This is a genomic window from Microbacterium thalli (assembly GCF_028737325.1).
GTDB classification, from domain to species: Bacteria; Actinomycetota; Actinomycetes; order Actinomycetales; family Microbacteriaceae; genus Microbacterium; species Microbacterium thalli.
Map to the genome: position 1 here is coordinate 433,124 of NZ_JAQZCH010000002.1, position 26,997 is coordinate 460,120.

A 26,997-nucleotide genomic window follows, 5' to 3' on the forward strand; every position below is an offset into this window, starting at 1 on the left:
CGAGCGCCGGGCGAAGCCCGAGCCGAAGCGGGCTCAGCCGGCGACGGTCGCCTCGCGCGCCAGCGCCACCTCGATCAGCTCGGTGATGAGCTCGCCGTAGCTGACACCCGATGCGATCCAGCACTTGGGGAACATCGAGATCGGCGTGAAGCCGGGCATCGTGTTCAGCTCGTTGACGAGCGGGCCGTCCGCGGTCTGGAAGAAGTCGACGCGCGCGAGACCGCGCCCGTCGACCGCCTCGAACGCGGCGACGGCCATCCGCTGCAGCGCGTCGGTCTCGTCAGCCGTCACATCGGCCGGGCACACGACCTCGGCGCCGTCGCCGCCCAGGTACTTGCCCTCGAAATCGTAGAACTCGCGGGTGGTCAGCACGATCTCGCCCGGCAGTGACGCACGCGCGGGTGCGTCGCCGCGGCCCTCGAGCACCGCCACCTCGACCTCGCGCCCGACGATCGCGGGCTCGATCAGCACCTTGCGATCCTCGGCGAACGCGAGCTCCAGCGCCGCGTCGAGCTCGTCGGCCGCGTGCACCTTCGACACGCCCACGCTCGAGCCCGCTCGGGCGGGCTTGACGAAGCTCGGCACCCCGAGCGCAGCGGCATCCGCACGCACGCCCTCGGGATCGCGCCGCCAGCGCGCCACGTCCACCGTGACCCACGGGGCGACCGGGATGCCGGCCGCCTGCAGGACGACCTTCATGAAGTGCTTGTCCATGCACAGGGCCGAGTCGAGGACCCCGCCGCCGGCGTAGGGCAGCTGCAGAGTGTCGAAGAAGCCCTGGATGGTGCCGTCCTCGCCGTGCGGGCCGTGGAGGATGGGCAGCACCACGTCAATCTCGCCGAGCGTGTCGATGCTGCCGTCCGCCCGGCGGACGCGCAGCTCACGCCGTCCGCCCGGTTCCGGCCACAGCACCCGCGTGCCGTTGTCGGCGACCTCGGGCATGCGCTCGGGGTCCAGCGCGAACTTCTCGGGGTCGTCGTCCTCGAGGACGAAGGCACCCGTGCGCGTGATGCCGATCGGGATCACGCGGTAGCGGTCACGGTCGATCGCCCGCAGCACCCCCGCGGCCGTGGCGGAACTGATCGAGTGCTCGCTGGAACGCCCGCCGAAAAGCACCGCTACTGCTGTCGTCGCCATGGTGGGTCCTCTCGCCGGTCGGCTTGTCGTCGTCGGTGGTCAGGTGGGGCGCGATGTCGCGGGGATTCATCGTTCCGTCGAGCACCATCTTGACCTGCTCGACGATCGGCATGCGGATGCCGGCCGCGCGGGCCAGCTGCAGCACGGGCGCGACGGACGCGAGGCCCTCGGCCGTCTGATCCATCTGCTTGACGACATCCTGGAACGAGTAGCCCTGTCCGAGCAGGCGACCCGCGGTGTTGTTGCGGCTGAGTGGCGACTGGCACGTCGCGATGAGATCGCCGAGGCCCGCGAGGCCCTGCAGCGTCTCGGGCTGGGCGCCCTGCGCGACGGCGAAGTCGGTCATCTCGACGAGTCCGCGCGTGATGATGGACGCTTTCGTGTTCTCGCCGTAGCCGACACCGTCGACGATGCCGATGGCGACGGCGATGAGGTTCTTCAGCACGCCGCCGAACTCGGTGCCGATGACGTCGGTGTTCACGAAGGAACGGAAGTACGCGTTGCGCGAGCGCCGGGCCACCGCCTCGGCCGTCTCCTGGCTCGCAGAGGCGATGACCGCCGCCGTCGGCTGCTGCCGCGCGATCTCGAGCGCGAGGTTCGGCCCTGAGGCGACTGCGATGCGGTTCGGATCGCAGCCGAGCTCCTGCTCGATGACCTGGCTCATCCGCAGACCCGACCGCTTCTCGACGCCCTTCATGAGCGAGACGACGGGCATCGACCCCTCGGCGAGAAGGGGTCGGATGGCCGTCAGGTTCTCGCGGAGGGCTTGGCTCGACACCGCGAGGTACACCTGCTCGGCCCCGTCGAGAGCCTCCGCCAGCTGGTGCGTCGCCGTCATCGACCGAGGCAGGTTGATGCCGGGCAGGTACTGGCTGTTGCGCTTGCCCTCACGGATCTCGTGGGCGAGTTCGGCGCGGCGCGCCCACATCGTCACGTGGGCCCCGCCGTCGGCGAGCACCTTGCCGAACGTGGTGCCCCAGCTGCCCGAGCCGATGACGGCGACGCGCGGAGCGGCGGTGTCGGGCTTACGACTCAAGGCGACCCGTCTCTCTCTGCCCGTGCTCGCCGGGGTTCCAGCGCTGCGCGGGCGGCTGCTCGTCGCGCAGTTCGCCGAGGAGTCCCGCGATGCGCCCCATGACGGCATCCGTCCCCGCGACCAGCTGCGCCGGGGCCGGCGTCTGGCCGGCCACGAAGGGCAGCTCGACGCGCGGGCCGAAGCGAACGCGCACGCGCTTGCGCAGCGGCCACAGGCTGAGCTTGCCGTAGCGCGGCAGGATCGCCTGCACTCCCCAGGTGGCGACGGGGATGATCGGGATGTCGCCGGCGACTGCGACACGCACGGCGCCCGACTTCCCGCGCATCGGCCACAGGTCGGGCTCCCGGGTGAGCGAACCCTCCGGGTAGACGATGACACCGCGACCGTCGGCGACGAGCTCGGCCGCCTGGGCGATCGCCTGCCCCGCGGCGGAGGCGGACGTCGTGCGCGAGACGGGGATCATGCCGAGGCCGCGCAGCACGGTGCCGACGACAGGTACCCGGAACAGGCTCTCCTTCGCCATGAACCGAGGGGCGCGCCCCAGACGCCACGTCGCGACCGCGATGATGATCGGGTCGAACTCGCTGTAGTGGTTGGGGGCCAGCACGTAGGGCCCGTTCTCGGGCAGGTGCTCGCCGCCCTCGATCTCTATCTTGGCGAGCAGACCGACGGCCGGCACCACGACGGCGGCAGCAAGCCAGAACGGGGTCGGCTTCGTCTTCTCGGCGGAAGCGCGACGACGCATCTCGCTCACCGCTCAGCCGATGACGTCGAAGTCGGCGCCGAGCGCCTCGAGCTTGTCGAAGAACTTCTCGTAACCCCGGCGGATGATCCCGACGTTGCGGACGATCGAAGTCCCCTCCGCGGCGAGAGCCGCGATGACGTAGCTGTAACCGCCGCGCAGGTCCGGCACGACGACGTCCGCCCCGTGCAGCGGGGTGGGGCCGGTGATGACGGCGGCCTGCTCGAGGGCGCGACGCGGGACGCGGCGCTCCGGGCTGGCGATGCCCTCGGGGTGCACCACGATCTGGGCGCCCATCTTGTTGAGCGCCTGCGTGAAGCCGAGACGGTTCTCGTAGACCGTCTCATGCACGGTCGAGACGCCTTCGGCCTGCGTGAGGGCGACGATGAGCGGCTGCTGCCAGTCGGTCATGAACCCGGGGTGGACGTCGGTCTCGACCGAGACGGGGCGCAGCGCGCCGTCGCGGCGGAAACGGATGCCGTCCTCCTGGATGTCGAAGTCGCCGCCGGCCTTGCGGAAGACGTTGAGGAAGGTGAGCATCTCCTGCTGCTTGGCACCGGCCACGAAGATGTCGCCGTCGGTCGCCAAGGCCGCGCACGCCCACGACGCCGCTTCGTTGCGGTCGAAGATCGACCGGTGGTCGTAGCCGCGCAGCTTGTCGACGCCCTCGATGAAGATGACGCGGTTCGGCTCGTAGGAGATGATCGCGCCCATCTTCTGCAGCACGGCGATCAGGTCCATGATCTCGGGCTCGATGGCCGCGTTGCGCAGCTCCGTCGTCCCCTTGGCCCGCACCGCGGTCAGCAGGACCTGCTCCGTCGCCCCGACGCTCGGGTAGGGCAGCTCGATGTCCGCACCGTGAAGGCCCTCGGGCGCCGACAGACGGATGCCGCTGGGCTGCTTGTCGACGATTGCGCCGAACTTGCGGAGCGCGTCGAGGTGGAAGTCGATCGGGCGGTCCCCGATGCGGCATCCGCCCAGGTCGGGGATGAACGCCTGGCCGAGCAGGTGCAGGAGCGGCCCGCAGAAGAGGATCGGGATGCGCGACGCGCCCGCGTGCGCGTCGATCTCTTCGAAGCCGGCCGACTCGGCGCCGCTCGGGTCGAGTCGGTACGTGCCCGCGCCGTCATCGACGACCGTCACACCGTGCACCTCGAGGAGTGAGCGCACGACGGCCACGTCGCTGATCTCGGGGACATCGCGCAGGATGCTCTCGGTCCCACCCAGCAGCGAGGCGACCATGGCCTTGGTCGCGAAGTTCTTCGCTCCCTTGACGTCGACTCGGCCCACCAGCGGGCGTCCGCCGCGGATCTCGAGGATCTCGCCGTCTTCTCGACGGATGCCGTTCGCGGGCGGCGTCGACTCACTCGGAAGAGTGTTCATCCAGGGGTTCCTCACTTGATCATCGAGGGCGGGACGGACCGGTTCCCCGCGGGTGCAGGGCGTGATCCGGGGCTACGCGACGGGGAGTGTCCGAGGTCGCCACGCCTCACGGCGCGCCTCGAACTGCGCGATCGCCTCTTCGTTGCGCAGCGTGAGCCCGATGTCGTCGAGTCCCTCGAGGAGCCTCCATCGAGTGTAATCGTCGATCTCGAAGGGGACGCGGAGGTCGCCGATCGAGGCGATGCGCGCCCCGAGGTCGACCGTCATGGTGACGCCGGGCTGGGCCTCGATCGCCGCCCAGATGGCGTCGCGATCCTCTTCGGAGATGACGCCCGCGAGCAGGCCTTGCTTGCCCGCGTTGCCGCGGAAGATGTCGGCGAACTTCGGCGCCAGCACGACGCGGAAGCCGTAGTCGCGCAACGCCCAGACGGCGTGCTCGCGGCTCGAGCCCGTACCGAAGTCGGGCCCGGCGACGAGGATCGACGCGTGGGCGTAGTGCGGCTGGTTCAGGACGAAGTCGGCATCCTGCCGCCAGTTGGCGAAGAGGGCGTCTTCGAAGCCGGTCTTCGTGACCCGCTTGAGGTACACGGCGGGGATGATCTGGTCGGTGTCGACCGCCGAGCGCTTCAGCGGCGCGACGATTCCGGTGTGGGTCTCGAACTTGTCCATGCTCAGGCCTCGACCTTCTCGTGCGCGGGCAGATCGCTCGGGCTCGCGAGGCGGCCGAGCACGGCGGTCGCCGCAGCGACCAGCGGCGACACCAGGTGAGTGCGCCCGCCCTTGCCCTGGCGGCCTTCGAAGTTGCGGTTGCTCGTCGACGCGCATCGTTCGCCGGGAGCGAGCTGGTCGGGGTTCATGCCGAGGCACATCGAGCAGCCGGCGAAGCGCCATTCGGCGCCGAACTCGGTGAACACGCGGTCGAGTCCCTCGGCCTCGGCCTCGAGCCGGACCCGCGCCGAGCCCGGAACCACCATGACGCGGACGCCGTCCGCCTTCGTGCGTCCCTCGATGATCGAGGCGAACGCCCGCAGGTCCTCGATGCGGCTGTTGGTGCACGATCCCATGAAGACCGCGTCGACCGGGATGTCCTTGAGCGGTGTGCCCGGCTGGAGGTCCATGTACTCCAGCGCCCGCTCGGCCGCGGCCTTCTCGTCGGGATCGGTGAAATCGTCGGGCGAGGGCACCGACGCGCTGAGCGACACACCCTGCCCCGGGTTCGTGCCCCACGTCACGAACGGCTCGAGCTCACCCGCATCGATGAAGATCTCGGCGTCGTAGACCGCACCCTCGTCGCTGGGCAGCGTGCGCCAGTACGCCACGGCGTCGTCCCAGTCCTGCCCCTTCGGGGCGTGCGGACGACCCTGGACGTACGCGAAGGTGATGTCGTCGGGTGCGACCATGCCCGCGCGGGCACCGGCCTCGATCGACATGTTGCACATCGTCATGCGGCCCTCCATCGAGAGCGATCGGATGGCGCTGCCGCGATACTCGAGCACATAGCCCTGACCGCCGTTCGTTCCGATCTTCGCGATGACGGCGAGGATGATGTCCTTGGCGGTCACACCCTCTTTCAGCTCGCCCTCGACCGTGATGGCCATGGTCTTGAAGGGCTTGAGGGGCAAGGTCTGCGTGGCCATGACGTGCTCGACCTCGCTCGTGCCGATGCCGAAGGCCATCGCGCCGAACGCGCCGTGCGTCGAGGTGTGGCTGTCGCCGCAGACGACGGTGATGCCGGGCATCGTCAGGCCGAGCTGCGGTCCGACGACGTGCACGATCCCCTGCTCGGCGTCACCGAGGGAGTGCAGGCGGACCCCGAACTCCTCGGCGTTGCGTCGCAGCGTCTCGATCTGCGTGCGGCTCGTCAGGTCGGCGATCGGCTTGTCGATGTCGAGCGTCGGGGTGTTGTGGTCCTCGGTGGCGATCGTCAGATCGAGGCGGCGCAGCGGCCGCGACTCGGCGCGCAGACCGTCGAAGGCCTGGGGACTCGTCACCTCGTGGACCAGGTGAAGGTCGATGTAGATGAGGTCGGGCTCACCGTTTTGGCCCTTGACGACGAGATGGTCGTCCCAGACCTTCTCGGCGAGGGTGCGCGGGCGCTCGGGCGGGGTGGGAATGCTCATGAGTGTCGTTCTCCTTGCGAACCGGATCAAGCCCGCGACGGACTCCGCGGCGAGGAGGGGCTCAGAACGAGGCCTCGCCGCGGCCGCTAAGGAGAAGGCGAGCGATCCGCATGGGGCCACGATACCACCGGGCTCGGCGCCGCCGTCCGGTCATGACCGCTCGTCGGGAGCCGGGGGCTGCTCGACCGTCGCGGGCGTGCCCTGCTCATCGGCGACGGCCGCTGCAGCGGCATCCGGGTCCTGCGCCGCAGCTCCCTCGCGACGGGCGGCGATCAGGCTCGCGATCGTGGCGACGGCCATCGAGGCGATGATGACGCCGAGCGACACCCAGGTCGAGATCTCGGGAGCCCACTCGATGTGCTCGCCGCCGTTGATGAAGAACAGCTCGTTCTCGTGCATCGCGTGCAGGACGAGCTTGACACCGATGAAGGCGAGGATGAACGCGATGCCGTAGTGCAGGTACTTGAGCCGGTCGAGCAGATCGCCGAGCAGGAAGTAGAGCTGGCGCAGACCCATGAGGGCGAAGATGTTCGCGGTGAAGACGAGGAACGGGTCCTGCGTGATGCCGAAGATCGCGGGGATCGAGTCCAGCGCGAAGAGCAGGTCGGTGACACCGATCGCCACGAACACGATGATCATCGGCGTGAACATGCGCTTGCCGTTCACCACGGTACGCACCTTCGGGCCGTCGTACTCCTCCGAGATGTCGACGGTCCGCCGCACGATGCGCACGAGGAAGCTCTCACGCTTGACGTCGTCGTCATGATCGCCGCCCGGGAACGCCTGCTTGATCGCGGTGTAGATGAGGAAGGCGCCGAAGATGTAGAACACCCAACTGAACTGCTCGATGATCGCCGCCCCGGCCAGGATGAACAGACCGCGCAGCACGAGGGCGATGATGATGCCGACCATCAGAACCTTCTGCTGATACCGGCGGGGCACCGAGAACTGGCTCATGATGAGCACGAAGACGAACAAGTTGTCGATCGACAGGCTGTACTCGGTCAGCCAGCCCGCGACGAACTGGCCGGCGTGCTCGATGTCGGCGACGGCCCACAGGATGCCGGCGAAAGCGAGAGCCATACCGACGTAGAACAGCACCCACAGCGTCGACTCTTTCGGCGACGGGATGTGCGGTCGCTTGACGATGATGAGCAGGTCGGCGATGAGTACGAGAACCAGCACGACGAGCGCGACGATCTGGAACGGCACGGGGAGGTCCATGCGAGCCTTTCGGGGAGGAAGCCTCCCGAGACTACACCCGCGCCCAGCCGCGGCCGACGGGGTGAGACGGTTCCCGCAGCCACGACACTGAGGAGTGAGGGGAAGGGCGCAGACCGATGACCGACACGGGCGGACGCAACGATGCCGAGCTCGTCGCCGCGGCGGCGAGCGGAAGCGAGCACGCCTTCCGCACGCTCTACCGCGCGTACGTCCGACCGGTGTACTGGATCGCCCACGGCCTGCTGCACGACCCCGGCGACGCGGAGGACGTGACGCAGGAGACATTCCTCGTCGCGTGGCGGAAGCTGCCGGAGCTCGAGCTGGTGAGTGACTCGCTGCTCCCCTGGCTCGCCACCATCTGCCGGTTCCAGAGCGCGAACCGCGTGCGTCGGCGCGGCCTCGAGCGCCGGCACCTCGCCGACGACGATGCCGCCGACATCGTCGACACGGTCGACGTCGAGCGGCAGATCGTGCAGGCCGACCTCGTCGAGCGCATCCTCGTCGCCGTCGGCGCGTTGAACGCACTCGATCAGGAGATCTTCCGACTGTGCGCCGCTCAGGGCTACGCCTACCAGGCCGCCGCCGACCGGCTCGGCGTCAGCCACGGCGCCGTCCGCAACCGTCTCTCGCGCATCCGCAGCCACGTGCGCGCGGCCGTCGAACCGGAGGAGTCATGACCGATCTACCGATCCTCGAAGAGCGTCGCATCGATGAGATGGAGCACGCGCTGTTCGCCGAGATCGCACGGGAGCGCGCCGAGCGCACCGAGCGGGATGCCGCGGCCGCGGCTCGGCGCCGGCGGCGACGCCGGACCGCCTGGCTGACCTCCGGTGCCGCCGCGGCGGTCCTCGTCGCCGGGATCGCGGTCGCCCCGCACCTGACGACCTCCATGGGGTCTGCGGGGTCTGCGGGGTCCGCAGCGCCCGCGCTACCCGCCGATGGTGGCATCACCGCCGAAGAGCTCGCGCCGTTCGCCCAGGACGCGGGCGGAGCCGAGGCGACGAGCCGCGAGGGCGCCGTGGACGCACCCGCCGGACGCGAGGTCGTCGCGACGGCATCCGCGACCGTCGCCGTGGCCGATACGCAGCGAGCGGCACAGCAGATCGCCGATGCCGCGACCGCCGCGGGGGGCTACGTCGCGTCGCTCAGCGTGGACGGCTCCGCCGCGCAGCCGGCACCGGATGCCGCGTCCCGACCTGCACCCGCAGGCACGGCGTGGGTGCAGGTGCGCGTCCCCGCCGCCAACCTCGAGGACGTCGTCGCCGGGCTCGCCGACGTGGGCGACGTGGAGAGTTCGCAGGTCTCACGCGAAGACGTCACGACGCAGACCACCGACCTGCGCGCCCGCGTCGCCGCTGGACGCGCGTCGGTCGACCGGCTGACCGCGTTGATGAGCCAGGCGGGGTCGGTAGCCGATCTCATCGCCGCCGAATCCGCGCTCGCGGATCGACAGGCCGACCTCGAGTCCCTCCAGCAGCAGCTCGCGGCGCTGGAGTCGCAGGTCGCCCTCTCGTCGCTCAGCGTGCAGCTCGAGGCACCGGCCGAGGCCGTCGACGCGGACCCCGCGGGATTCGGCGACGGACTCGCCGCCGGGTGGAACGGCCTCGTGGCAGCGATGAACGGCGTGATCGTCGGTCTCGGGTTCGCCCTCCCCTGGCTCGCGGTGCTCGCGATCGCGGGGCTGCTGGTGCGGCTCGTGCTCGCGACGGTCCGCCGCGGACGCGCGCGTCGCACCCCGCCCGAGGACTGAGCCCGAGCGAACGCGGAAATGCGAAACGCCCATCCGTTCGGATGGGCGTTTCGCAGTGGTGACCCCAGCGGGATTCGAACCCGCGTTACCGCCGTGAGAGGGCGGCGTACTAGGCCGCTATACGATGGGGCCGTACTTTTTGTCTTCCCCGGGGCTCCGGAGGCAACCGTTAAAGTATGCCACGGCCGCGCACATCGAGCAAAATCGAGGCCACCATTGCCCTCTCGGGCGTGTCGAGCGTTGACTGGAAGCATGCACGTCACCAAGCACGAACACGCCTGTGTACGCCTCGAGCGCGACGGGAAGACCCTGATCATCGATCCGGGCTCGTTCACCGCCCCGCTGGCCGATCTGCACGATGTGGTCGCCGTCGTCATCACCCACGAGCACCCCGACCACTGGACCTCGCAGCACCTGTCGAGCATCCTCGAGGCCTTCCCCAGCATCCCCGTCTACGGGCCCGAGGGCGTCGCGCGCGCGGCAGCAGGGTTCGACATCCGTGAGGTCTCTCCTGGCGACAAGCTCGAGGCCGGCCCGTTCACCCTCGAGTTCTTCGGCGGACGCCACGCCGTGATCCACGAGTCGATCCCCGTCATCGACAACGTCGGCGTCCTCGTCGACGACGAGTTCTACTACCCGGGCGACTCGTACGCGGTGCCGAAGGGCGCCGACGTGAAACTGCTCGCGGCGCCGGTCGGCGCTCCGTGGCTGAAGATCGGCGACGCCATGGACTTCGTGCTCGCCGTCAAGCCCCGCCGCGTCTTCGCGACACACGACATGACCCTCTCGCCCGCAGGCCTGGCGATGGGGCGCGAGCGGCTGACGTGGGCCGCCGCTCAGCACGGCGGCGATGTCGTCGCCCTCGACCCGGGCGACTCCGTGGACCTCTGAACGCTCCCGCGAAACGACGGATGCCGTGGACCCGAAGGTCCACGGCATCCGTGTGTTCCGAGCGGCGTCAGGCCGCGTCGTGATCGATCTCGAGGAAGGCGGCGAGCTCGTCGAGCGCCTTCTCAGCGCCCTCGCCCTCGGCCTTGAGCGTGACGACGGCGCCCTTCGACGCACCGAGACCCATGATGCTCAGGATGCTGCCGGCGTTGAGGTCGGGACCACCCTCGACCGCGATGGTCACGGGCACGCCCTTGGACTGCACCTCCTGCACGAAAAGCTTCGCGGGGCGCGCGTGCAGGCCCGAGCTGCTGGCGATGGTGGCGGTGCGTTCTGCCATGGTGGTGTCTCCTCAGACGGTCGCGGTCGCCTCGACCGGAGCCGGGGCGGTGGAGCTCTTGCGGACGTACTTCTTGAGCACGACGAGCAACAGCGCAGAAACGACGGTACCCGCCAGAAGCGCGACCACGAAACCCCAGACCGGATTGATGGCGAACAGGACGAAGATGCCGCCATGGGGGGCATAGCTCTGCACCTGGAACAGCATGCTCAGGGCGCCGGTGATCGCGCCGCCCACCATGGAGGCGGGGATGACGCGCAGCGGGTCGGCGGCTGCGAACGGGATCGCCCCCTCGCTGATGAACGCCGCACCCAGCAGCCAGGCCGCCTTGCCGTTCTCGCGCTCCACCGGCGTGAACAGCGGCCGTGCGAGCACGGTCGATGCGAGAGCGAGTGCCAACGGGGGCACCATGCCTGCGGTCATGACGGCGGCCATGATGAGGTACGGAGCGGTGTTGTCGGTCGAAGCGGCTGCCAGACCCGTCGTGGCGAAGACGTAGGCGACCTTGTTGATCGGCCCGCCGAGGTCGAAGCACATCATGAGGCCGAGGATGACGCCCACGACGACGAGGCCGGCGCCGCTCGCGGTGAGCGAGGTGAGGCCGTCGGTGAGCAGCGCCATGAGCGCGGCGATCGGACGCCCGAGGAACAGGATCATCAGACCCGAGGCGACGATCGATCCGACGAGCGGGATGATCACGACGGGCATGAGGCCGCGCAGCCATCGCGGCGCGGGCAGCCGCTCGAGCCACCAGGCCACGAAGCCCGCGAGGAAGCCGCCGACGATACCGCCGATGAAGCCCGCGCTCATGGTCACCGCGATGGCACCGGCGACGAAACCGGGCGCGATGCCCGGTCGGTCGGCGATCGCATAGGCGATGTAACCCGCGAGAGCCGCGACGAGGAAGCCCATCGACGTCGACCCGATCATGAACGCGACGGAGCCGAGGTACTGGCCCAGCGGCCCGAAGGGCGAGGTGATGTCGGTCGTGGGCAGGTTCCACAGGGCGTTGTCGATGATGACCTTCGACGCGTTCGCGGTGACCTCGTAGCCGCCGAGCGCGAAGCCCAGGGCGATGAGCAGACCACCGCCGGCGACGAACGGGATCATGTAGCTGACGCCGGTCAGCAGGATGCGCTGGATCCGCGCGCCCCACGACAGGTTCTGCGTGCTCGTCTCCCCCGCCGACGCCCCCGCGGTGCCGCTGACGCGCGCCGCATTCGGATCGGATGCCGCAGCGACCGCCTCGCGGATCATCTGGGTGGGCTGCTCGATGCCCCGCTTGACGCCCGAGCGGATCACGGGCTTGCCGGCGAAGCGCGAGATCTCGCGCACATCGACGTCGGTCGCGAAGATGACGGCGTCGGCGTCGTCGATGACGGATGCCGGCAGCGCCTGATAGCCGCTCGAGCCCTGCGGCTCGACGACGAGGTCGATGCCCGCGTCCTTCCCGGCCGCGGTGAGCGCGTCGGCCGCCATGAAGGTGTGGGCGATGCCGGTCGCACACGATGTCACGGCGACGATGCGGGCGGGACGGCCGTCGATCTGCAGGTCGGTCGACGTCGCGGCCGCGGGTGCCGACGCGGGCGCGGATGCCGCGGGCGGCGCGCTCGCGGCAGCGGCATCCCCTTCTCCGATGGCCGCGCGCACGACCCGGACGACGCCGTCGGCGTCGGCGGCCGCACGCAGGTCGGCGGTGAAGGTGTCTTGCATCAGGCTCCGCGCGAGCCGCGACAGCACGGCCAGGTGCTCTTCGGCCGCGTCGGCGGGAGCGGCGATGAGGAAGACGAGATCGGCGGGACCGTCGGGCGCGCCGAAGTCGACGCCCGGCTGCAGCCGCGCGAACGCGAGCGAGGCCTGCGTCACCGCGGCGCTCTTCGCGTGCGGGATCGCGATGCCGCCCGGCAGGCCGGTCTCGTCCTTGTCTTCGCGGGCGATCGCGTCGGCCGCGAGTGCGTCGGCGTCGGTCGCGCGACCCTGCGCGGCGACGAGGCCGGCGAGGGCGCGGATGACGTCCTGCTTGTCGGTCCCGAGGGGCACGTCGAGGCTGACGAGCTCCGGGGTGATGGTGTCGGACACGGTGTCCTCCTGGTTCGGGTGTTTCGAGGGTCGGATTCAGCGGGTGAGCGCGCGGACGGGGATGTCCGCGGTGGGAAGGTCGGATTCGCGCGGCGCCTGGGTGCCGTCGAGGGCCGCCGCGGCCGAGCCGTAACGGATGGCCGACACGAGGGCTGCCGCGGGCTCGGTGCCCCGGGACGCCGCGAGCAGGTAGCCGGCGAGCGAGCTGTCGCCCGCGCCGACGGTGCTGCGCACGCGCGTCGGCGGCGGGGCGGCCGCCCACGCGCCCTCTCCGGTCACGAGGACGGCACCGTCACCCCCGAGGGTCACGAGGGCGCTGCCGACGGCTTCGGGCACGAGACCGCGTGCAGCGACGTGCACCGCCTCGGCAAGGTCGGCGGCCTCCGGCAGCGGCGCGCCGAGCAGGTCGGCCAGCTCGTCGTCATTCGGCTTGATGAGATCCGGCCGAGCGTCGCGCACGACGGCGCGCAGCGCCGGGCCCGACGTGTCGACGGCGATCCGCGGTGCTTCGGCGCGCAGCCGGTCGCGGACGGCGCGGATGACCTGGACGTAGGCGTCCGGGGCGAGGCCCGGCGCGAGCGACCCCGCCAGCACGAGCCAGTCCGCGCCGCGGGCCGCCGCGACGACCGTGTCGATGAGCGCGACGAGGTCGTCATCGCTCAGAGCGACGCCTGGGAGGTTGATCTTCGTGGTCTCGCCGGCGGCATCCGTCACCGTGATGTTGGCTCGGGCGCGCCCGGCGACCGGCACCGGGCGCACGGAGACATCGGCATCGGCGAGCACAGCGGCGAAGGGGTCGGAGGGGTCGAGGGGCAGCACGGCGAGGCTGTCGACGCCCGCGGCCCGGATGACCCGGGCGACGTTGATGCCCTTGCCACCGGCATCCTCGCGGGCACCGCTCGCGGTCTGCACCTCGCCCACGCGCAGCGGCGCGCCGAGCGATACGGTGCGGTCGAGCGACGGATGCACCGTCAGGGTCACGATCATGCGATCCATACCTCCACGTCAGCGTCACGCAGCGCTCGCGAGAGCGCAGTTCCCGGGTCCCGATCCGTCACGACCACGTCGAGATCGGAGAGATCGGCGAAAGAGACGAGGAGCTCGGCCTCGAACTTGTCGGCGTCGGCGAGGACGATCACCCGCCGCGCTCCCGCGACGACGGCGCGCTTGACGGCCGCCTCTTCGGGGTCGGGCGTCGTCAGGCCCGCGCCGACGGCGATGCCGTTGGCGCCGAGGAACGCGACATCCGGCCGCAGCCGGCCGATCGCGGCGACGGTGTCGGACCCGACGGCGGCGGCCGTCAGCCCGCGGACGCGTCCGCCGATCGCCGTGAGACCGATGCCGGACACCCCCGCGAGCGAGTGCGCGATCGTCATCGAGTGCGTCACGACTTCGCAGCCGGACGGCGAGGTCCGCGCGACGAGAGCGGCAGCGAGGGCGGCGGTCGTCGTGCCGGCGTCGAGGTAGATCGAGCCGGCACCCGTGGGAAGCGCCGCCAGAGCTCGCCGGGCGATGCGCTCCTTCGCCTCGGAGCGTCGCAGGGATCGTTCGGCGACCGACGGCTCGGCTGTGCTGGTGCGCTCGGGCGACACCGCGCCGCCGTGCACGCGTCGCAGAGCACCGGCCTCTTCGAGCGCGGCGAGGTCGCGCCGCACGGTCTCGGTGGTGACGTCGAAGCGCGCGGCGAGATCGACCACGGCGACGCGTCCGTCGTCGGCGAGCATCCGCTCGATGAGCTGCTGGCGCTCCGTTGCGTACACGACACCCTCCTTCGGATGCCCCACACGTTACAACGCAATCAAAACCAAATCAACAGAAAACAACATTCCGCAGCACGTACTGCCAAAGGTGGCAGCCGACGCCGGAAACGACGAAGGGCGCCGGCTCATGCCGACGCCCTTCGGAGAAGGAGGCTCAGGCCTCGCTCATCGCGATGACCTCCTGCTGACCGCGCGCCGCGAGGGCGGCGGCGCGCGCGGCGATGCGGCGCTCCTGCTCGATCTGGCCGGCGTCCAGGATCTCCTGGTCGACGGGGTAGCTGTCGACCTTGTTCACGCCGTTGTACTTGGCGATATAGGCGTCGAGCTCGGGGCCCGACTCCCACGACGTGATGAGGCAGTAACGGGGCTCGTCCCCGTAGTGGGCGGCGGCGTGCCACAGACGCTGCGTGTCGACGATGAGCTGAGCGCCGGCCGGGAGCGCGATGCGCGTCTCCTCGCTGGGGTCGGTGCGGTTCTCGCGCAGCACGAAGTAGCTCGTCTGGTCATCGGTCAGGTTGAAGAAGCCGCGGACGACCCACCCGGTGCCGTCCGGGTTCAGACGGTTGTTGTCGTCCTGGTGCAGGTTGTACAGGCAGTCGGCATACGTGTTCGGCTGCAGCTCGATGATGCGGCAGCGACCGACGTTGGCGCCCGGCTCCTGCGCGCGAGCGGTCAGGGTCGGGGCGAGGGCGGTCTGCGAGTCGATCCACACACCGTCTTTGTCGGTGCGCGGCGGCTTGTGGTTCCAGAAGCCGTTGCACTCGATCTCACCCTTCGCCGAAGCGAGCGGGGCGAACCGGGTGTCGCCGGAGGACTTCCAGTCGACGTACTCGACGTCGAGCCATTCCTTCGGATCGATCTCGTTGTTGTAGCGATCGAGGACGACGTAACCGGTCTCCTCGAGGGCGGCGGACTTGATGTAACCCATGACGGATCATGACCTTTCTGTCGGACAAGCGAAGTTTTTACAGGCCCGACTAAGGTCAGCCTATCGAGCGCTTCCGAGGGCGCCAGTAGACTCGAGCGGGCTTGTCGAGGAGCGATTTCGGAGAACATGAGCACTGCCACGAATGTCGGAGCGACCGCCGTCAACACGATCAGCTGGCTGTCGGCATCCGACACGACGATCGTGGTCCCGGTCTATCAGCGCCAGTACCGGTGGGACATCGGCGGCTGCGAGCAGCTGCTCGCCGACATCCGGTCCGTCTCGGCCGCCGACGACGCGCACACCCACTTCATCGGCTCGATCCTCTCGACGGCCAGCACGAGCGCCCACGACGACGCGCAGCTCGTGCTCATCGACGGCCAGCAGCGCATCACGACGCTCATGCTGCTCGTCGCCGCGCTGCATCACACCCTCCGGGACGACGACCCCGGGCTCGCCCGCGAGCTCGAGCGTGTCCTGGCCCGTGCCGATGATCCCGCGCGCACCAAGCTGCGTCCGCACCGCGCGTGGGCCGAGGTGTTCGAGAGCGTCGTGCTCGACCGTCGCGCGCCGGGAGAAGAGCATCGAGAGTCGCGTTTCGACGACAACTACTCCTTCTTCCGCAGCCAGATCCGCCCCGACGAGGCTCCGGCGATCTGGCGGGGACTGCAGAAGCTCGAGCACGTCGCGATCACACTCGGTGAGCAGGCCAACGCCCAGCAGATCTTCGAGAGCCTGAACTCGACCGGTGAGCCGCTGCGCGACCACGAGCTCATCCACAACTACGTCCTCATGGGGCTCTCGCACGACGAGCAGACCGAGATCGAGCACGACTTCTGGCTGCCCATCGAACACAACACCGGCGAGGCCATCGGCGCGTTCTGGAACCACTATCTCGTCATGCTCACCGGCCGCGAGGTCCTCGTGACCGGCGGGCGCGGGGTCTACGACGTCTTCCGCCAACAGTTCCCGCGACTCGACATCGACACGCTGCGCGCGCACGCCGCCACCTGGCGCGAATACTCCGAGATCTACCGCGAGATGCTCGACCCCGCCACGCGCACGGATGCCGACCTCGCCCGGCAGCTCGGCTACCTCAATGTGCTCGGTCGCAACATGTACCCGCTGGTCATGCGCCTCGTCCATGACGCCCGAACGGGGCTGCTCCCCCGCGCCGAGCTCGTCTCGCGGATCGAGGACGTCCAGGCACTGCTGCTGCGCCGCACCGTCGTGGGAATCGCCACCGAACGGCTCGTCGCGCGCCTGTGCCGCGCCTACGCCGAAGGCGCTGACGCCCTCACCCGCGCCATCGCGCGCATCACCCCCTCGGACGAGCGCGTGCGCGTCGGCGTGAAGTACGGCGATCTGCCGCATCCGCGCTACGTGCTCGGCCGGCTGGCCGACGTCGATCCCGCGGCTCCGCTCGACGTCTCGCCGGTGTTCCCCGCCGCCGCCGGCGACGACTGGACGGGCGACGGCGATCGCCGCTTCGCCGACTACAGCGAGGACGAGCAGAACAGCCACCGCGCGCTCGCCCACACGCTCGGCAACCTCACGCTGCTCGAGCAGGATCTCGCCGAGCGAGCCCTCGACGCCACCTACCCCGAGTTGCAACCGGTTCTGCGCCGGAGCGACGTCGCGATGTCGCGCGAGGTCGCCGAGAGCGAGACCTGGGACACGCGCGCGATCGGAGCGCGCACCGAGCGTCTCGCCCAGCGATTCGTCGAGGTGTGGCGTCGCCCGCCGCTGACCGGGATCGACGACGACAACCTGACCCCGATCCTCGACGCGAAGCTGCGCCGCGGCTGGCCCCGCGGCTGGCAGCGCGAGTTCGATTACGTCGAGTTCCGCGGCGAGCACTGGGAGGTCCCGGACGTCCGCTACCTCTTCAACCGTGTGTTCAAGCGACTGTGGGTCGACTCCCGCCAGAGCGTCATCGACTTCAGTGCGCGCCGCGGCGGCCCCGTCTACCCCGCGATGGCCTGGAACGGCCAGTGGGACGAGCTCGGCGAGGGCAGTTACCTCTACATGGGCTGGGACTCCCGCTACATGCTCACCGCGGTGCAGGGCGTCCTCGACGAAGCGGGCTGGGCGGCGGAGGTCTTCGTGAAGTACTCCTACATCGGCGACGCGATGCGCTGAGTGCGTATCAGAGTCGCGGGTACGTAGTCAACGACCCGCGCAGAACCGTCCCGGCCGCGTAGCTTCACTGTTGTACGTGAGCGGCTCGGTAGAGACGGTGTTCGGGTCACTTTCTCCCAGACCTCACTGACGGCCCCGCTGTGATTCGCTCCAGCGGGGCCGTCCCCTTTCCTCGGTGACGATTGCCGGGCGGGTCGACGTAGAATCTCGTGTGCTCCCCGACACGGCCTCCCCGTCTTCCCTCGCGCCCAGCGGCATCGACCCCGCCGATCTCGACGCGACCCTGCGCGTTCTGGCGCAGCTCGCCGACGTCGACCACCGGCATCCCGATTACGCCACCGTCCGCCAGGCGACCGCCGCCATGTTCAAGGCGGCGAAGAAGGTGCGCCGACGCGAGATCCGGGATGCCGTCGCCTCGGCCGACCGCGCGGTCGTCCACGCCACGGCGACGGGAGCCCCCGACCGTATCGATGATGAGACCCGCGGCATCCCCATCTCGTCGTCGACGACGGCGCCGATCGCCGGCACGCTGATCAAGGCGCGCGCCTGCTACATCTGCAAGCAGCCGTACACGATCGTCGACGCCTTTTATCACCAGCTCTGCCCGGATTGCGCGGCGATGAGCCACGCCAAGCGCGATGCCCGCACCGACCTCTCCGGCCGCCGCGCCCTGCTGACGGGCGGTCGCGCGAAGATCGGCATGTACATCGCGCTGCGACTGCTGCGCGATGGTGCTCACACGACGATCACGACGCGCTTCCCGCGCGATGCGGTGCGCCGGTTCCGGAGCCTGCCCGACTCGGCCGAGTGGATCGACCGCCTCAAGGTCGTGGGCATCGACCTGCGTGATCCCGCCCAGGTCGTCGGGCTCGCCGATGACGTCGCCGCGGCGGGACCGCTCGACATCCTCATCAACAACGCGACGCAGACCGTCCGCCGCTCCCCCGGCGCCTACCAGCCGCTCGTCGACGCCGAGCTGTCACCGCTGCCCGACGGCCCGTTGCCCGAGCTCGTCACGTTCGGGCACACCAATGACATGCATCCGCAGGCGCTCGAGCGCTCCGTCAACGCGCACCCGATCCTCGCCGCCGCGGCCTCCCGCGCCGACGAGCTGACCGAGCAGGCGATGGCCGCGGGGTCGAGCTCGCTCGAGCGCCTCGCCGCCGGCACCGCGATCGACGCGGGCGGGCTCATCCCCGACCTCGACGGCGTCAACTCGTGGACGCAGCGCGTCGGCGACGTGGATCCCCTCGAGATGCTCGAGGTGCAGCTGGCGAATACGACGGCGCCGTTCCTGCTCGTGTCGAAGCTGCGCGCCTCGCTCGCCGCGAGCCCGGCGCGGCGGACCTACGTCGTCAACGTCAGCGCGATGGAGGGGGTGTTCAACCGGGGCTACAAGGGCCCGGGCCACCCGCACACCAACATGGCCAAAGCCGCGGTGAACATGCTGACACGCACGAGCGCGCGCGAGATGTTCGAGGCCGACGGCATCCTCATGACAAGCGTCGACACCGGCTGGATCACCGACGAGCGCCCGCATCCGACGAAGGTGCGCCTGGCCGAAGAGGGCTTCCACGCTCCGCTCGACCTCGTCGACGGCGCCGCCCGTGTCTACGACCCGATCGTCCGCGGCGAGGCCGGTGAGGACATCTTCGGCGTCTTCCTCAAGGACTACTCCCCCGGCGCATGGTGAGACTGCCCGCGCCCGGGAACCGCGTCGTCGTGCGATACCTGCTGCCCGACGGCCAGGCGACCGACGCCCTCGGCGAACTGCTGAGCGCGGACGACGACATCGTCGTGGTCGACGGCAAGCGCGGCGTCGAGCGCATCCGCCGCTCGGACATCGTCGCCGCCAAGCCGGTGCCTCCGCCGCCGGCGCCGCGGCCGCGCCGCACCTGACCGCGGTCCACCTGTGCGTGCGACCGGCGCATAGCCCGAACGCCAGAACCAGACCCAGAGCGCGACGGTCGCGGCCGCGTACAGCACGATCCACCAGGGGAACCCCGGCACGCTCGGGCGGCTACCCGCCGCGTCCAGGTCACCCTGCGGCGTGGGGTCGACGCGTTCGCCCGTGATGAGGATGCGCTGGGTGTTGACACCGAGCGGTGTGCAGGTGACGAGAGTCGCCAGATCTCGGCCGGGCACCGCGCGGATCTCCTCCGTGGCGTCCGGCTCCACAACCTTGATCTCGAACACGCGATAGGTGAAGACCTCACCGAGGACTTCGATGCTGAACGTGTCGCCGTTGCTCACTTTGTCGAGGTCGGTGAACATCGTGGCCGTCGCGAGACCGCGGTGGCCGGTCAACACGGTCCGCTTCCCCTCGCCTCCCACCGGCAGCGACGTGCCCTCGAGGTGCCCGACGCCTTTCAACAGCGTCTTGTCGCTCGTGCCGTGATACACGGGCAGGTCGACGTTGATCGTCGGGATGCGCAGTCGAGCCAGCATCCCCGTCGGCGACGGGTTGAGCAAGCTCCCGTAGTCGAGTTCGGCTGTCGACGCTCCGGTCCCGGCCGCGACGTTGCTGCCACCGGCGAACAGGGCCCCGGACTCGAGGAGGTCGTTGTAGTGGCGGGCGTCGTCGAGCATGCGCTCGATCTCGGCCCGCGCCTTGGCGGAGTTCGCCTGCGTCTGGTCGTACGTCACGTTGGACTGGTTGTACTGCGACACCCAGCTCGCCGCCGTGGGATACGTGAACAGCGTGATGCCGGCCTGCACGAGAAGAGCGACCGTCAGACTCAATGCGCTGAATCTCCACGGGTGGCGCAACGCAGGGGTGCCCGTCGCGGTGGGGCGTCGTCTCCGTGGGCTCATCATTCACCTGTTTCGAGGGGGCATGGAGGAACGAACGATGGGGTGGGGAATCCAAGGTTCCCCACCCCATCCGGCATCGGGCGTCAGCCGGATCAGACGTGGCCGACCTCCCGGAGGGCGATCAGAGGCTCGAGACTCCTGCGGCCTCTCCCTCTTCCTGCTGGCGTCGACGAGCCGCGAGCAGGAAGTACGCGCCCACACCGAGGGCGACGAGGGCCGCACCCGCTCCGAGCAGCACAGCCGTTCCCGACCCACCGGTCAGCGGCAGCGAGGGGAGGTCGCCCTCGGCAGAACCGATCTGCTCGTTGACGACGGTGACCGATGAGTCAGCGCCGGCGACCTCGAACAGGAGACCGCCCTGAAGGCCGCGGTAACCGGCGGGCACCACGGTCTCGTACACGCAGTAGGCACCGGCGGCGAGGACGCGCGACGGGGTGAGGCCGTCAGCACCCGACGTCTCACCGCTCAGCACGCGCTCCGCGTCTGCCGCGGGCTCGGCAGGGCAGGACGTCGCCGAAGCGTCGGCAGCATAGACGTCGAACTGCGCACCGGCGAGGGGGACGTTCGAGGTCGCGCCACGGTTCTGGGCTTCCTTCATGATGCGAGCGCCCGCGAAGAACTCATCCGGGTCGACGACGGAGGTGTCGCCCGTCGCGCCGTTGACGGTGATCTCGGCCGTGTTCGAGGTGTCACCGGTTCCGATCGCGTCGGCGTTGATCGTGAGGACGAGCACCCCGCCGATGTTGGCGTCGAGGGCCGCGAGACCGGAGGTGGTCATCTCGAAGACGATCACATCGCCGCCGTTGCCCGACGGTGCGGTGAGGGTGTAGTCCGTTCCCTCGGCCAGCGGCACGTCCCGGCCCGCCGCATCGCGCAGCGTCACGGAAGCCGCGGTGTACTGCAGCGACGCCGACAGGGCGTCCCGGATCCGGAACTGAGTGTAGGTCTCGCCCGCGGCGAGCGGGTTGATCGGAACCGTGACGTCGAAGGCGACCTGATCTCCGACGATCGAACCGTTCTTCGTGGCCCCCGAGCCGGCGAGCACGTTCTTGGGGTAGATCGCCGGGTGGTAGTTCCAGACGTCGCCCGTGCCCGTTCCCGGATACGGAACGGTCAGCAGAGTCGGTTCGGCGACGGCGACGGCGTTCGCCGGCTTCGTCGACTCGTAGACGACATATGCTCTGTCAGCGGGAAGCGATGCGAACGTCGTGCCGCCCGTCGCGGCATCCGTGGCCTGTTCCGCCCCGCAGGACGTCGACAGGGCGGTCCCGCTTTCCATGACGACAGGCGTGCCGTCCGCGGTGAGCGTGATCGTGATGTTCTTCAGGCGGTCCCAGTCGGACGGGATGCTGAGGTCGACGTCGTCGATCGAGCACGTCGTGAAGCCAGCGACCACGGGACTGGCGCCCGTCGTGTCGAGGATCGAGCCGTCATTGGGGCCGAAGTCGCCATCGGGCTGCTCGAGTTTGAACACCGTGATGGATCCCTCGCCTCCCTCGCCCGGCGCTGCGGTGGCCGGCGTCGCGACCATCGTCAGCCCGACTGCGGCGAGTGTCGTCGCCGAGAACAGAGCTACCGCTCGAGATCGGCGTGATGCTGTGACTGTCACAGGATTTCCTTTCATTAGGGGGACATCGTGAGATCAGATCGGTCCTGTGCAAGGTCCGACCAGGCCTCCTACTCGGAGATGCCGGGCAGGAGCCAGGAGTGCGTACCGCGCCGACGGATCAGCTGTGTGATCGCGGCTGCGATCAGGACGCCCGCCGCCGACACCAGGAAGATCCAGCTGCCGATTCCTCCGGTCAGCGGAAGCCCGGGCACGTCCCGCGGCGATGCCGCGAGGATGCGGAACACGTGTTCGTGCCCCTGTCGGATGGTCTCGGGCTCCGAGAGGGTCGCCGGTGACCAGCAGGAGTCGTCGACCCCGTCGGGATCCGTGACACCGGCCCGGCACCCACCCCGGTCGAGGTCGAGCCGTTGGACAGCGACGATCGACAGCCCGTCCGGGGTCGCGGCAGTCAGGGCGTACTCCGCGGGAAGCGCCTGTCGGGCGTTCACGTCGGCGTCGAGGGCGAAGTCGAACTGTCCGCCGGCGTGCGCAGCGGTCAGCGCCCACCCCTCGGCGGGAGACTCGGTGGGGCCACCGACCTGTTTGACGAACAGGCCGACGTGAGCACTCTGATTGGTGATGCGGCACCTGATCGGCGTCGCAATCGCATCACGAGCGCCCACGGTGAGCGTCTGCCGGTCCGCATCGAACACATTGCCCGGCAGTGCATCGCCGTGCGCGTCGGTGCAGACCGCGGGGCCCTTCTGCGCGTAGAGCGCCGCGCTCGCCTCCGGTGCCGGCTCGCTGCGAAGTCGTTCGCCGAGGGTGTAGGTGACGTCGCGATCCACACGCACTTCGCCGTTCCCGTTGATGACCTGGATCGCCTCTGCGTCGGCGACGGTGATCTCCCAGTTGTCGGGCGACGGGGTCTCCACGGTCATCAGATCTCCCGCAACCGGTGCCACCGTCTTCTCGCCCGTGATCGGCAGAGTCGGCTCGAGGGTGCTGAAGCTGAACCGGCACGTGACGTCGTCACCGAGTTGCGGCGTCACTGTCGCGGAATCCGCATCGACCGCCGTCTCCTTCACCTCACCGGTGACGGTGTCGGTGCACGCCGCGCCGAGGAGCACGACGTTCTCCGGGATATTCACGCCCGTGATGCCGACCGGTGAGCCGACCGAGCTCACCGCGTGGACGGCGGTGGAGAATGCGCTGGTCTCGGTGTTCTCCACGGTGATGGTGGCCGTGTTCGAGGACACGTCGGACTGGATGACGTTGTCGAGCGAGAACTCGAATGTGACCGGCGTCTCGCCGTGCTCCATGTCGACGCCGACGCGAACGATCGCGGGAGCGACGTGGTAGGCGACATCCTCCACCTCGCCCGGGACGGCCCAGGGCCGGGTATCCGCTGCCTGCGAACCACGAGCCGGGTTGAAGAGGCCGCTGAGGTTGTCGTTGGCATCCAACTCCACCGTGTCGGGAGCAGCGATGAACCGCGCCTGGATCTGTTCCATCCCGCTCGGAAGAATCGGGGCGACCAGAGTCCCGTCCGCGACGCCCTCCACCGCCTTCGCGGAGAACACCGGACCACCTGTGACCGCGGTGTCGGTGGAGCGGGCCTGCCAGCCTCGGACATGCGCGCGGTCGGCGAGCGTTCCCCGGACGTCAGCGCGCACCGGGTAACTCTTGCCCGACGCGAGGGCCTCCCCCTGCAGATCTCGCGGCCCGGCAGATTCGGTGAGGAGGGAGATCCCGTCGTCCGAGGGATGAGCTGACGCGTTCGCGTCGGGTGTGCCGTCGAGGTAGCGACCCGGAAGCTCACCGAGATGCAGATGGGACGGGTCGGCCGACGTGAGCCGGGGCCCCTGCTGGTCGATCGTGGTGCGATACGGCGGGTTCTGTGCATCGCCGAAGGAGCTGACGGCGCTGATCCCGAAGTTCGTATCGAAGATGGCCGACGTCCCCGTGACGACGGCACGCGACTGCACCGGGAACCGTGCGGTCTCCGCTGCCGCGATCGTCGATCCGATCGGGCCGAGGTTCGGGTCGACATAGGCGTCGATGGGCAGATTGCCCGCGCAGGGTCCGGAAGTGGTCATGGCCGTGCTGTGCCCGTCCACGAAGCAGGCTGCCGTGACCGTGATCGCGTCACCGCTGGCGCCCTCGGCGACGTGCCCTGCGGAAGCATAGGTCTGGACCGCGTTCACGCCACCGATCTGCGGCTGCACGAGTCGCACGATGTAGGTGCCGGGACCGCCCGTGAGGAAGGAGTAGTTTCCCGAGCCGTCGGTCAGCCGGGTACCCGCAAGAACGAGCGACCCGTCCGCGTTCTCGCGGTAGAGGGCGATGGTCTGACCGCTCACGCCGCGGGCGTCGCGTTTCGACGTGCCATCCGGGGAGTCGTACACGACCCCCTGGATGACCGACGCCGTCTGTCCGCTCGCGAGATCGCGCACGTCCGACACGGGGCTGATGGTCGAGCCCGTTGAGTCACGCACATGCGTCGTGTAGCCCGAGATCGTGTCGATGGCGTAGAGGTTCGCGCCGGCGTTCATCGCGCCGACGTACAGCTTGCCGTTCAAGAAGGCCGCACCGTAGAGGTTCGCGAGGGTGGCTGCGGTCGGCGCACCGCTGCCGTCGCCGAACCTTCCCGCGAATGTCCGCACAGCCGAAGACGTCTCGTTCGGATCCGCGGACAGCATCGTGACGACGTTGTACGTCCAGCCCGAGTTGTGGTCGCCCGGAACGACGCGCACGACGTAGCCCCGCAGTTGAGAGACGGGGGCGCCTGCGGTGGACAGCGGCGCCCACTGGGACCCATCCCCCGTTGCCGGAGCACGGCCGAGCACGAGCAGGTAGGCGTTCCCCGCGCTGTCGAGAGCGAAGTCGGAGCCGACGTAGCCGAGACGGCCACCGCATCCGTTCGCCGTTCCGAAGATCGCGTCCGACGGCGTCGCCGGCTCGATCTTCCCGGAGGGCAGGTAGCTACCGTCGGAGGGATCGAAGATCATCATCCGGTAGTCGCGACCCAGCCCGGCGCACTCGCCGCCGCCGAAGTAGAGCTCGCCGGTGCGTTGGAACACTTCACCGCCGGACCAGTAGTCGTACGCGCGCGGGCGGTCCGACTCCTGGGGGTGATCGGGGTGAGTCGCGGCGAGGAAGGGGCTGGGCACCACGAACTGCGTGGCCGTGGTCTCGCCCGCGTCGAAAGCACGGACGGCCTTCCAACTCCCGGCGGCGCCGGCGGGCCGGGGCGGAAGCTGTACGCCCGGGGCCTGAACGCCGTTGGCGGCCGCCCACGACCAGTAGTAAGCCCGGCTCTGCCCGGTGAAGTTCCCGGCGTCGACCGCCATCGTGGTGATCTGCGAGTCACCCGACGTGAGGGCGCCCGTCGACGCGACGGTCCACCCCTGCTGCATGCTGACCCGCGACGAGGCCACGTTGCCGTCCGCGTCGGTCGTGAACCGACCGGACCAGCCGGACGCCGTCAGGTTGGTTCCGCCCTCCGTCTGCACCCGCGGCACGCCGACCCCCGCGATGTAGAGGGTCTGATCGTCCCAGGTGACGGGATCACTGACGCCGTAGTAGGAGGGTTGCGTGATCGCCCCGATCGGGTTGTTCCCCGCTGCCGTCGCCGAGGGGACGACGGTCAGCGACACCGCGATCGCAGCGGCCGCCGATCCGACCGCAGCGCGTCTCCTGCTGCGCCTGCGACGCAACCCGCGCTCCACATCCACCGATCTCATGCTCATCGCGAAACTCCCTGGCTGCTGACATCTCGGGCACCGGGAACACCGACATCTGCATCTCGGCGCTCGGTTCCCCTTCGACAGTCAAGGGCCAGCGGTGGCAGGCCGCCGCGCGGAACGAACATGATCAGCAACGACCGAGGCGCATCCCCGTACCGGGTGGTCTGCTCTCCGTAGGACCGCCGCAGCACCTGCGTCGGCAGGGCGGCGTCATCGGTGGTCGTCTGGGCCGACGCTCAGACACACGAAACGCCCGCGAGCCGAGATCACCGGCTCGCGGGCGTTGCGTGTGTCTGACGCGTCAGGCGTCTGCGCGCACCAGGATCTTCGCGCCGGCGCCGCCCCGCAGCTTCTCGATAGCCCCCACGACGCCGTCGATCGGAACCTCTTCGACCCACCCGGTCGTGTCGTAGACGCCGCGGGACATCGCGTCGATGACCGCGTCGAAGTCGGCCGGCAGATAGGCGAGGGCGCCGGCGATCTCGGTCTCGGCCATCACGAGCTGGGTCGGCGCGAACTCCATCGCTCGCTCGTGGATCGCCACGACGACGAGGCGCCCGCCGGGGACGAGGCTGGCGAGGCCCGACGTGATGGCGGGTCCGGCTCCGGCGGCGTCGAACGCGACGTCGGCACCACGGCCGTCGGTGAGCTCGGCGACGGCAGCGGCGAGGTCGCCCGAGACGGGGTCGACGACGGTCGCCCCGAGGGCGGCGATCGTCTCTCGCCGCGAGGCGCTCGGCTCCGAGACGAGGACCTTGTCCACGCCCTGCGCCTTCAAGGCGAACCAGACGCCGATGCCGATCGGACCGGCACCTGCGATGATCGCGGTCTGCCCCGCCTTCACGAACGAGCGCTCGACCGCGTGCCACGCGACCGCCATCGGCTCGACGAGTGCGCCCATGCGCAGATCCACGTTCTCGGGAAGCTGGTGCAGCATCGAGGCCGGAACCGTCGTGTACTCCGCCATGCCGCCGCCGTGGGAGCTGAGGCCGTGGAAGCCGATCTTCTGGCAGGCGTTGAACATGCCCTTCTCGCACGCGGGGCATGCGCCGCAGTAGTAGACAGGCCAGACGGCGGCGCGATCGCCGACCGAGATGCCTTCGACCCCCTCGCCGATCTCGACGACGGTTCCCGCGAACTCGTGACCGAGGATCTGCGGAAGCTGCGCGCCCGTCACGGGGTGCGGCTCGTCGAGCGTGAGGCCCGCGGCTTCCGGAGCGTAGTACACGTGCAGGTCGGAGCCGCAGATACCCGCGAAGGCGTTCTTCAGCTTCACCTGTCCCGCGCCCACGGTCGGTTCGTCGACGTTCTCCACGCGCAGGTCTTCTTTCGCGTGGAACACTGCTGCCTTCATCGTGA

At 69.6% G+C, this 26,997-nt stretch carries 21 protein-coding genes, 1 tRNA gene and 1 pseudogene; 6 read left to right on the forward strand and 17 right to left on the reverse strand.

Annotated elements, in window-relative coordinates:
• Positions 1-33 precede the first annotated feature (33 nt).
• The 7 genes from PUW82_RS09950 to PUW82_RS09980 all read right to left on the reverse strand — a co-directional run bounded on the left by PUW82_RS09950 (position 34) and on the right by PUW82_RS09980 (position 7,642).
• Positions 34-1,137, reverse strand: a complete 1,104-nt coding sequence (locus PUW82_RS09950) for a D-alanine--D-alanine ligase family protein (protein ID WP_274222137.1) — start codon at positions 1,135-1,137, stop codon at positions 34-36.
• Positions 1,037-2,173, reverse strand: coding sequence for an NAD(P)H-dependent glycerol-3-phosphate dehydrogenase (locus tag PUW82_RS09955; RefSeq protein ID WP_274222138.1), 1,137 nt, complete (start codon positions 2,171-2,173; stop codon positions 1,037-1,039). The genes PUW82_RS09950 and PUW82_RS09955 overlap by 101 nt, the downstream gene beginning before the upstream one ends.
• Positions 2,163-2,918 (reverse strand): lysophospholipid acyltransferase family protein, encoded by a 756-nt coding sequence (locus tag PUW82_RS09960; RefSeq protein ID WP_274222945.1) that lies wholly within the window; start codon positions 2,916-2,918, stop codon positions 2,163-2,165. The genes PUW82_RS09955 and PUW82_RS09960 overlap by 11 nt, the downstream gene beginning before the upstream one ends.
• Before the next feature lie 12 nt (positions 2,919-2,930).
• The gene (gene murA, locus PUW82_RS09965) at positions 2,931-4,298 is read right to left on the reverse strand and encodes a UDP-N-acetylglucosamine 1-carboxyvinyltransferase (RefSeq protein ID WP_274222139.1); all 1,368 of its coding nucleotides are present in this window, start codon (positions 4,296-4,298) and stop codon (positions 2,931-2,933) included.
• A 72-nt stretch (positions 4,299-4,370) separates the two neighbouring features.
• Positions 4,371-4,967 (reverse strand): 3-isopropylmalate dehydratase small subunit, encoded by a 597-nt coding sequence (leuD, locus tag PUW82_RS09970; RefSeq protein ID WP_274222140.1) that lies wholly within the window; start codon positions 4,965-4,967, stop codon positions 4,371-4,373.
• Between the two features lie 2 nt (positions 4,968-4,969).
• Positions 4,970-6,418: a 3-isopropylmalate dehydratase large subunit gene (gene leuC, locus PUW82_RS09975; RefSeq protein ID WP_274222141.1), complete on the reverse strand. Its 1,449-nt coding sequence runs from the start codon at positions 6,416-6,418 to the stop codon at positions 4,970-4,972.
• Between the two features lie 150 nt (positions 6,419-6,568).
• Positions 6,569-7,642 (reverse strand): TerC family protein, encoded by a 1,074-nt coding sequence (locus tag PUW82_RS09980; protein ID WP_274222142.1) that lies wholly within the window; start codon positions 7,640-7,642, stop codon positions 6,569-6,571.
• A 116-nt stretch (positions 7,643-7,758) separates the two neighbouring features.
• On the opposite strand from PUW82_RS09980, the gene PUW82_RS09985 reads away from it, so the two are divergent.
• Together PUW82_RS09985 and PUW82_RS09990 are read left to right on the forward strand one after the other, a co-directional pair.
• Positions 7,759-8,319 (forward strand): RNA polymerase sigma factor, encoded by a 561-nt coding sequence (locus PUW82_RS09985; RefSeq protein WP_274222143.1) that lies wholly within the window; start codon positions 7,759-7,761, stop codon positions 8,317-8,319.
• Entirely contained in the window at positions 8,316-9,392 is a 1,077-nt protein-coding gene (locus tag PUW82_RS09990) for a DUF4349 domain-containing protein (RefSeq protein ID WP_274222144.1), read from the forward strand. Before PUW82_RS09985 ends, PUW82_RS09990 begins: the two co-directional genes overlap by 4 nt.
• Positions 9,393-9,448: 56 nt before the next feature.
• Here the strand turns inward: PUW82_RS09990 and PUW82_RS09995 are convergent.
• Positions 9,449-9,524, reverse strand: a tRNA-Glu gene (locus PUW82_RS09995).
• A 120-nt stretch (positions 9,525-9,644) separates the two neighbouring features.
• Here PUW82_RS09995 and PUW82_RS10000 point away from each other — a divergent pair.
• On the forward strand, positions 9,645-10,283 hold the full coding sequence (locus PUW82_RS10000) for an MBL fold metallo-hydrolase (RefSeq protein WP_274222145.1): 639 nt from the start codon (positions 9,645-9,647) through the stop codon (positions 10,281-10,283).
• A gap of 67 nt (positions 10,284-10,350) precedes the next feature.
• Here PUW82_RS10000 and PUW82_RS10005 read toward each other — a convergent pair whose 3' ends face one another.
• From PUW82_RS10005 to PUW82_RS10025, 5 genes are all read right to left on the reverse strand, one after another.
• The gene (locus PUW82_RS10005) at positions 10,351-10,620 is read right to left on the reverse strand and encodes an HPr family phosphocarrier protein (protein WP_274222146.1); all 270 of its coding nucleotides are present in this window, start codon (positions 10,618-10,620) and stop codon (positions 10,351-10,353) included.
• A 12-nt stretch (positions 10,621-10,632) separates the two neighbouring features.
• Positions 10,633-12,699: a PTS fructose transporter subunit IIABC gene (locus PUW82_RS10010; protein WP_274222147.1), complete on the reverse strand. Its 2,067-nt coding sequence runs from the start codon at positions 12,697-12,699 to the stop codon at positions 10,633-10,635.
• A 36-nt stretch (positions 12,700-12,735) separates the two neighbouring features.
• Positions 12,736-13,686 carry a 1-phosphofructokinase family hexose kinase gene (locus tag PUW82_RS10015; RefSeq protein ID WP_274222946.1) on the reverse strand — a complete coding sequence of 317 codons (951 nt, stop codon included), beginning with the start codon at positions 13,684-13,686 and terminating at the stop codon, positions 12,736-12,738.
• Positions 13,683-14,459, reverse strand: a complete 777-nt coding sequence (locus tag PUW82_RS10020; RefSeq protein WP_274222148.1) for a DeoR/GlpR family DNA-binding transcription regulator — start codon at positions 14,457-14,459, stop codon at positions 13,683-13,685. The genes PUW82_RS10015 and PUW82_RS10020 overlap by 4 nt, the downstream gene beginning before the upstream one ends.
• 154 nt (positions 14,460-14,613) lie before the next feature.
• Positions 14,614-15,387: a hypothetical protein gene (locus tag PUW82_RS10025; protein WP_274222149.1), complete on the reverse strand. Its 774-nt coding sequence runs from the start codon at positions 15,385-15,387 to the stop codon at positions 14,614-14,616.
• 126 nt (positions 15,388-15,513) lie between these two features.
• Between PUW82_RS10025 and PUW82_RS10030 the strand changes: the two genes are divergently transcribed.
• From PUW82_RS10030 to PUW82_RS15120, 3 genes are all read left to right on the forward strand, one after another.
• Positions 15,514-17,526, forward strand: a complete 2,013-nt coding sequence (locus PUW82_RS10030) for a DUF262 domain-containing protein (protein ID WP_274222150.1) — start codon at positions 15,514-15,516, stop codon at positions 17,524-17,526.
• Between the two features lie 211 nt (positions 17,527-17,737).
• The gene (locus PUW82_RS10035) at positions 17,738-19,219 is read left to right on the forward strand and encodes an SDR family NAD(P)-dependent oxidoreductase (protein WP_274222151.1); all 1,482 of its coding nucleotides are present in this window, start codon (positions 17,738-17,740) and stop codon (positions 19,217-19,219) included.
• Positions 19,213-19,425: a putative acetyltransferase gene (locus PUW82_RS15120; RefSeq protein ID WP_420792765.1), complete on the forward strand. Its 213-nt coding sequence runs from the start codon at positions 19,213-19,215 to the stop codon at positions 19,423-19,425. The genes PUW82_RS10035 and PUW82_RS15120 overlap by 7 nt, the downstream gene beginning before the upstream one ends.
• Before the next feature lie 156 nt (positions 19,426-19,581).
• Here the strand turns inward: PUW82_RS15120 and PUW82_RS15125 are convergent.
• From PUW82_RS15125 to PUW82_RS10055, 4 genes and pseudogenes are all read right to left on the reverse strand, one after another.
• Positions 19,582-20,343: pseudogene (locus PUW82_RS15125) on the reverse strand (class C sortase); the annotation flags it as partial.
• A gap of 118 nt (positions 20,344-20,461) precedes the next feature.
• On the reverse strand, positions 20,462-21,949 hold the full coding sequence (locus tag PUW82_RS10045; protein ID WP_274222153.1) for a SpaH/EbpB family LPXTG-anchored major pilin: 1,488 nt from the start codon (positions 21,947-21,949) through the stop codon (positions 20,462-20,464).
• A 68-nt stretch (positions 21,950-22,017) separates the two neighbouring features.
• On the reverse strand, positions 22,018-25,641 hold the full coding sequence (locus tag PUW82_RS10050) for a hypothetical protein (RefSeq protein ID WP_274222154.1): 3,624 nt from the start codon (positions 25,639-25,641) through the stop codon (positions 22,018-22,020).
• A 298-nt stretch (positions 25,642-25,939) separates the two neighbouring features.
• Positions 25,940-26,992: a 2,3-butanediol dehydrogenase gene (locus tag PUW82_RS10055; RefSeq protein WP_274222155.1), complete on the reverse strand. Its 1,053-nt coding sequence runs from the start codon at positions 26,990-26,992 to the stop codon at positions 25,940-25,942.
• Between the last annotated feature and the right edge of the window lie 5 nt (positions 26,993-26,997).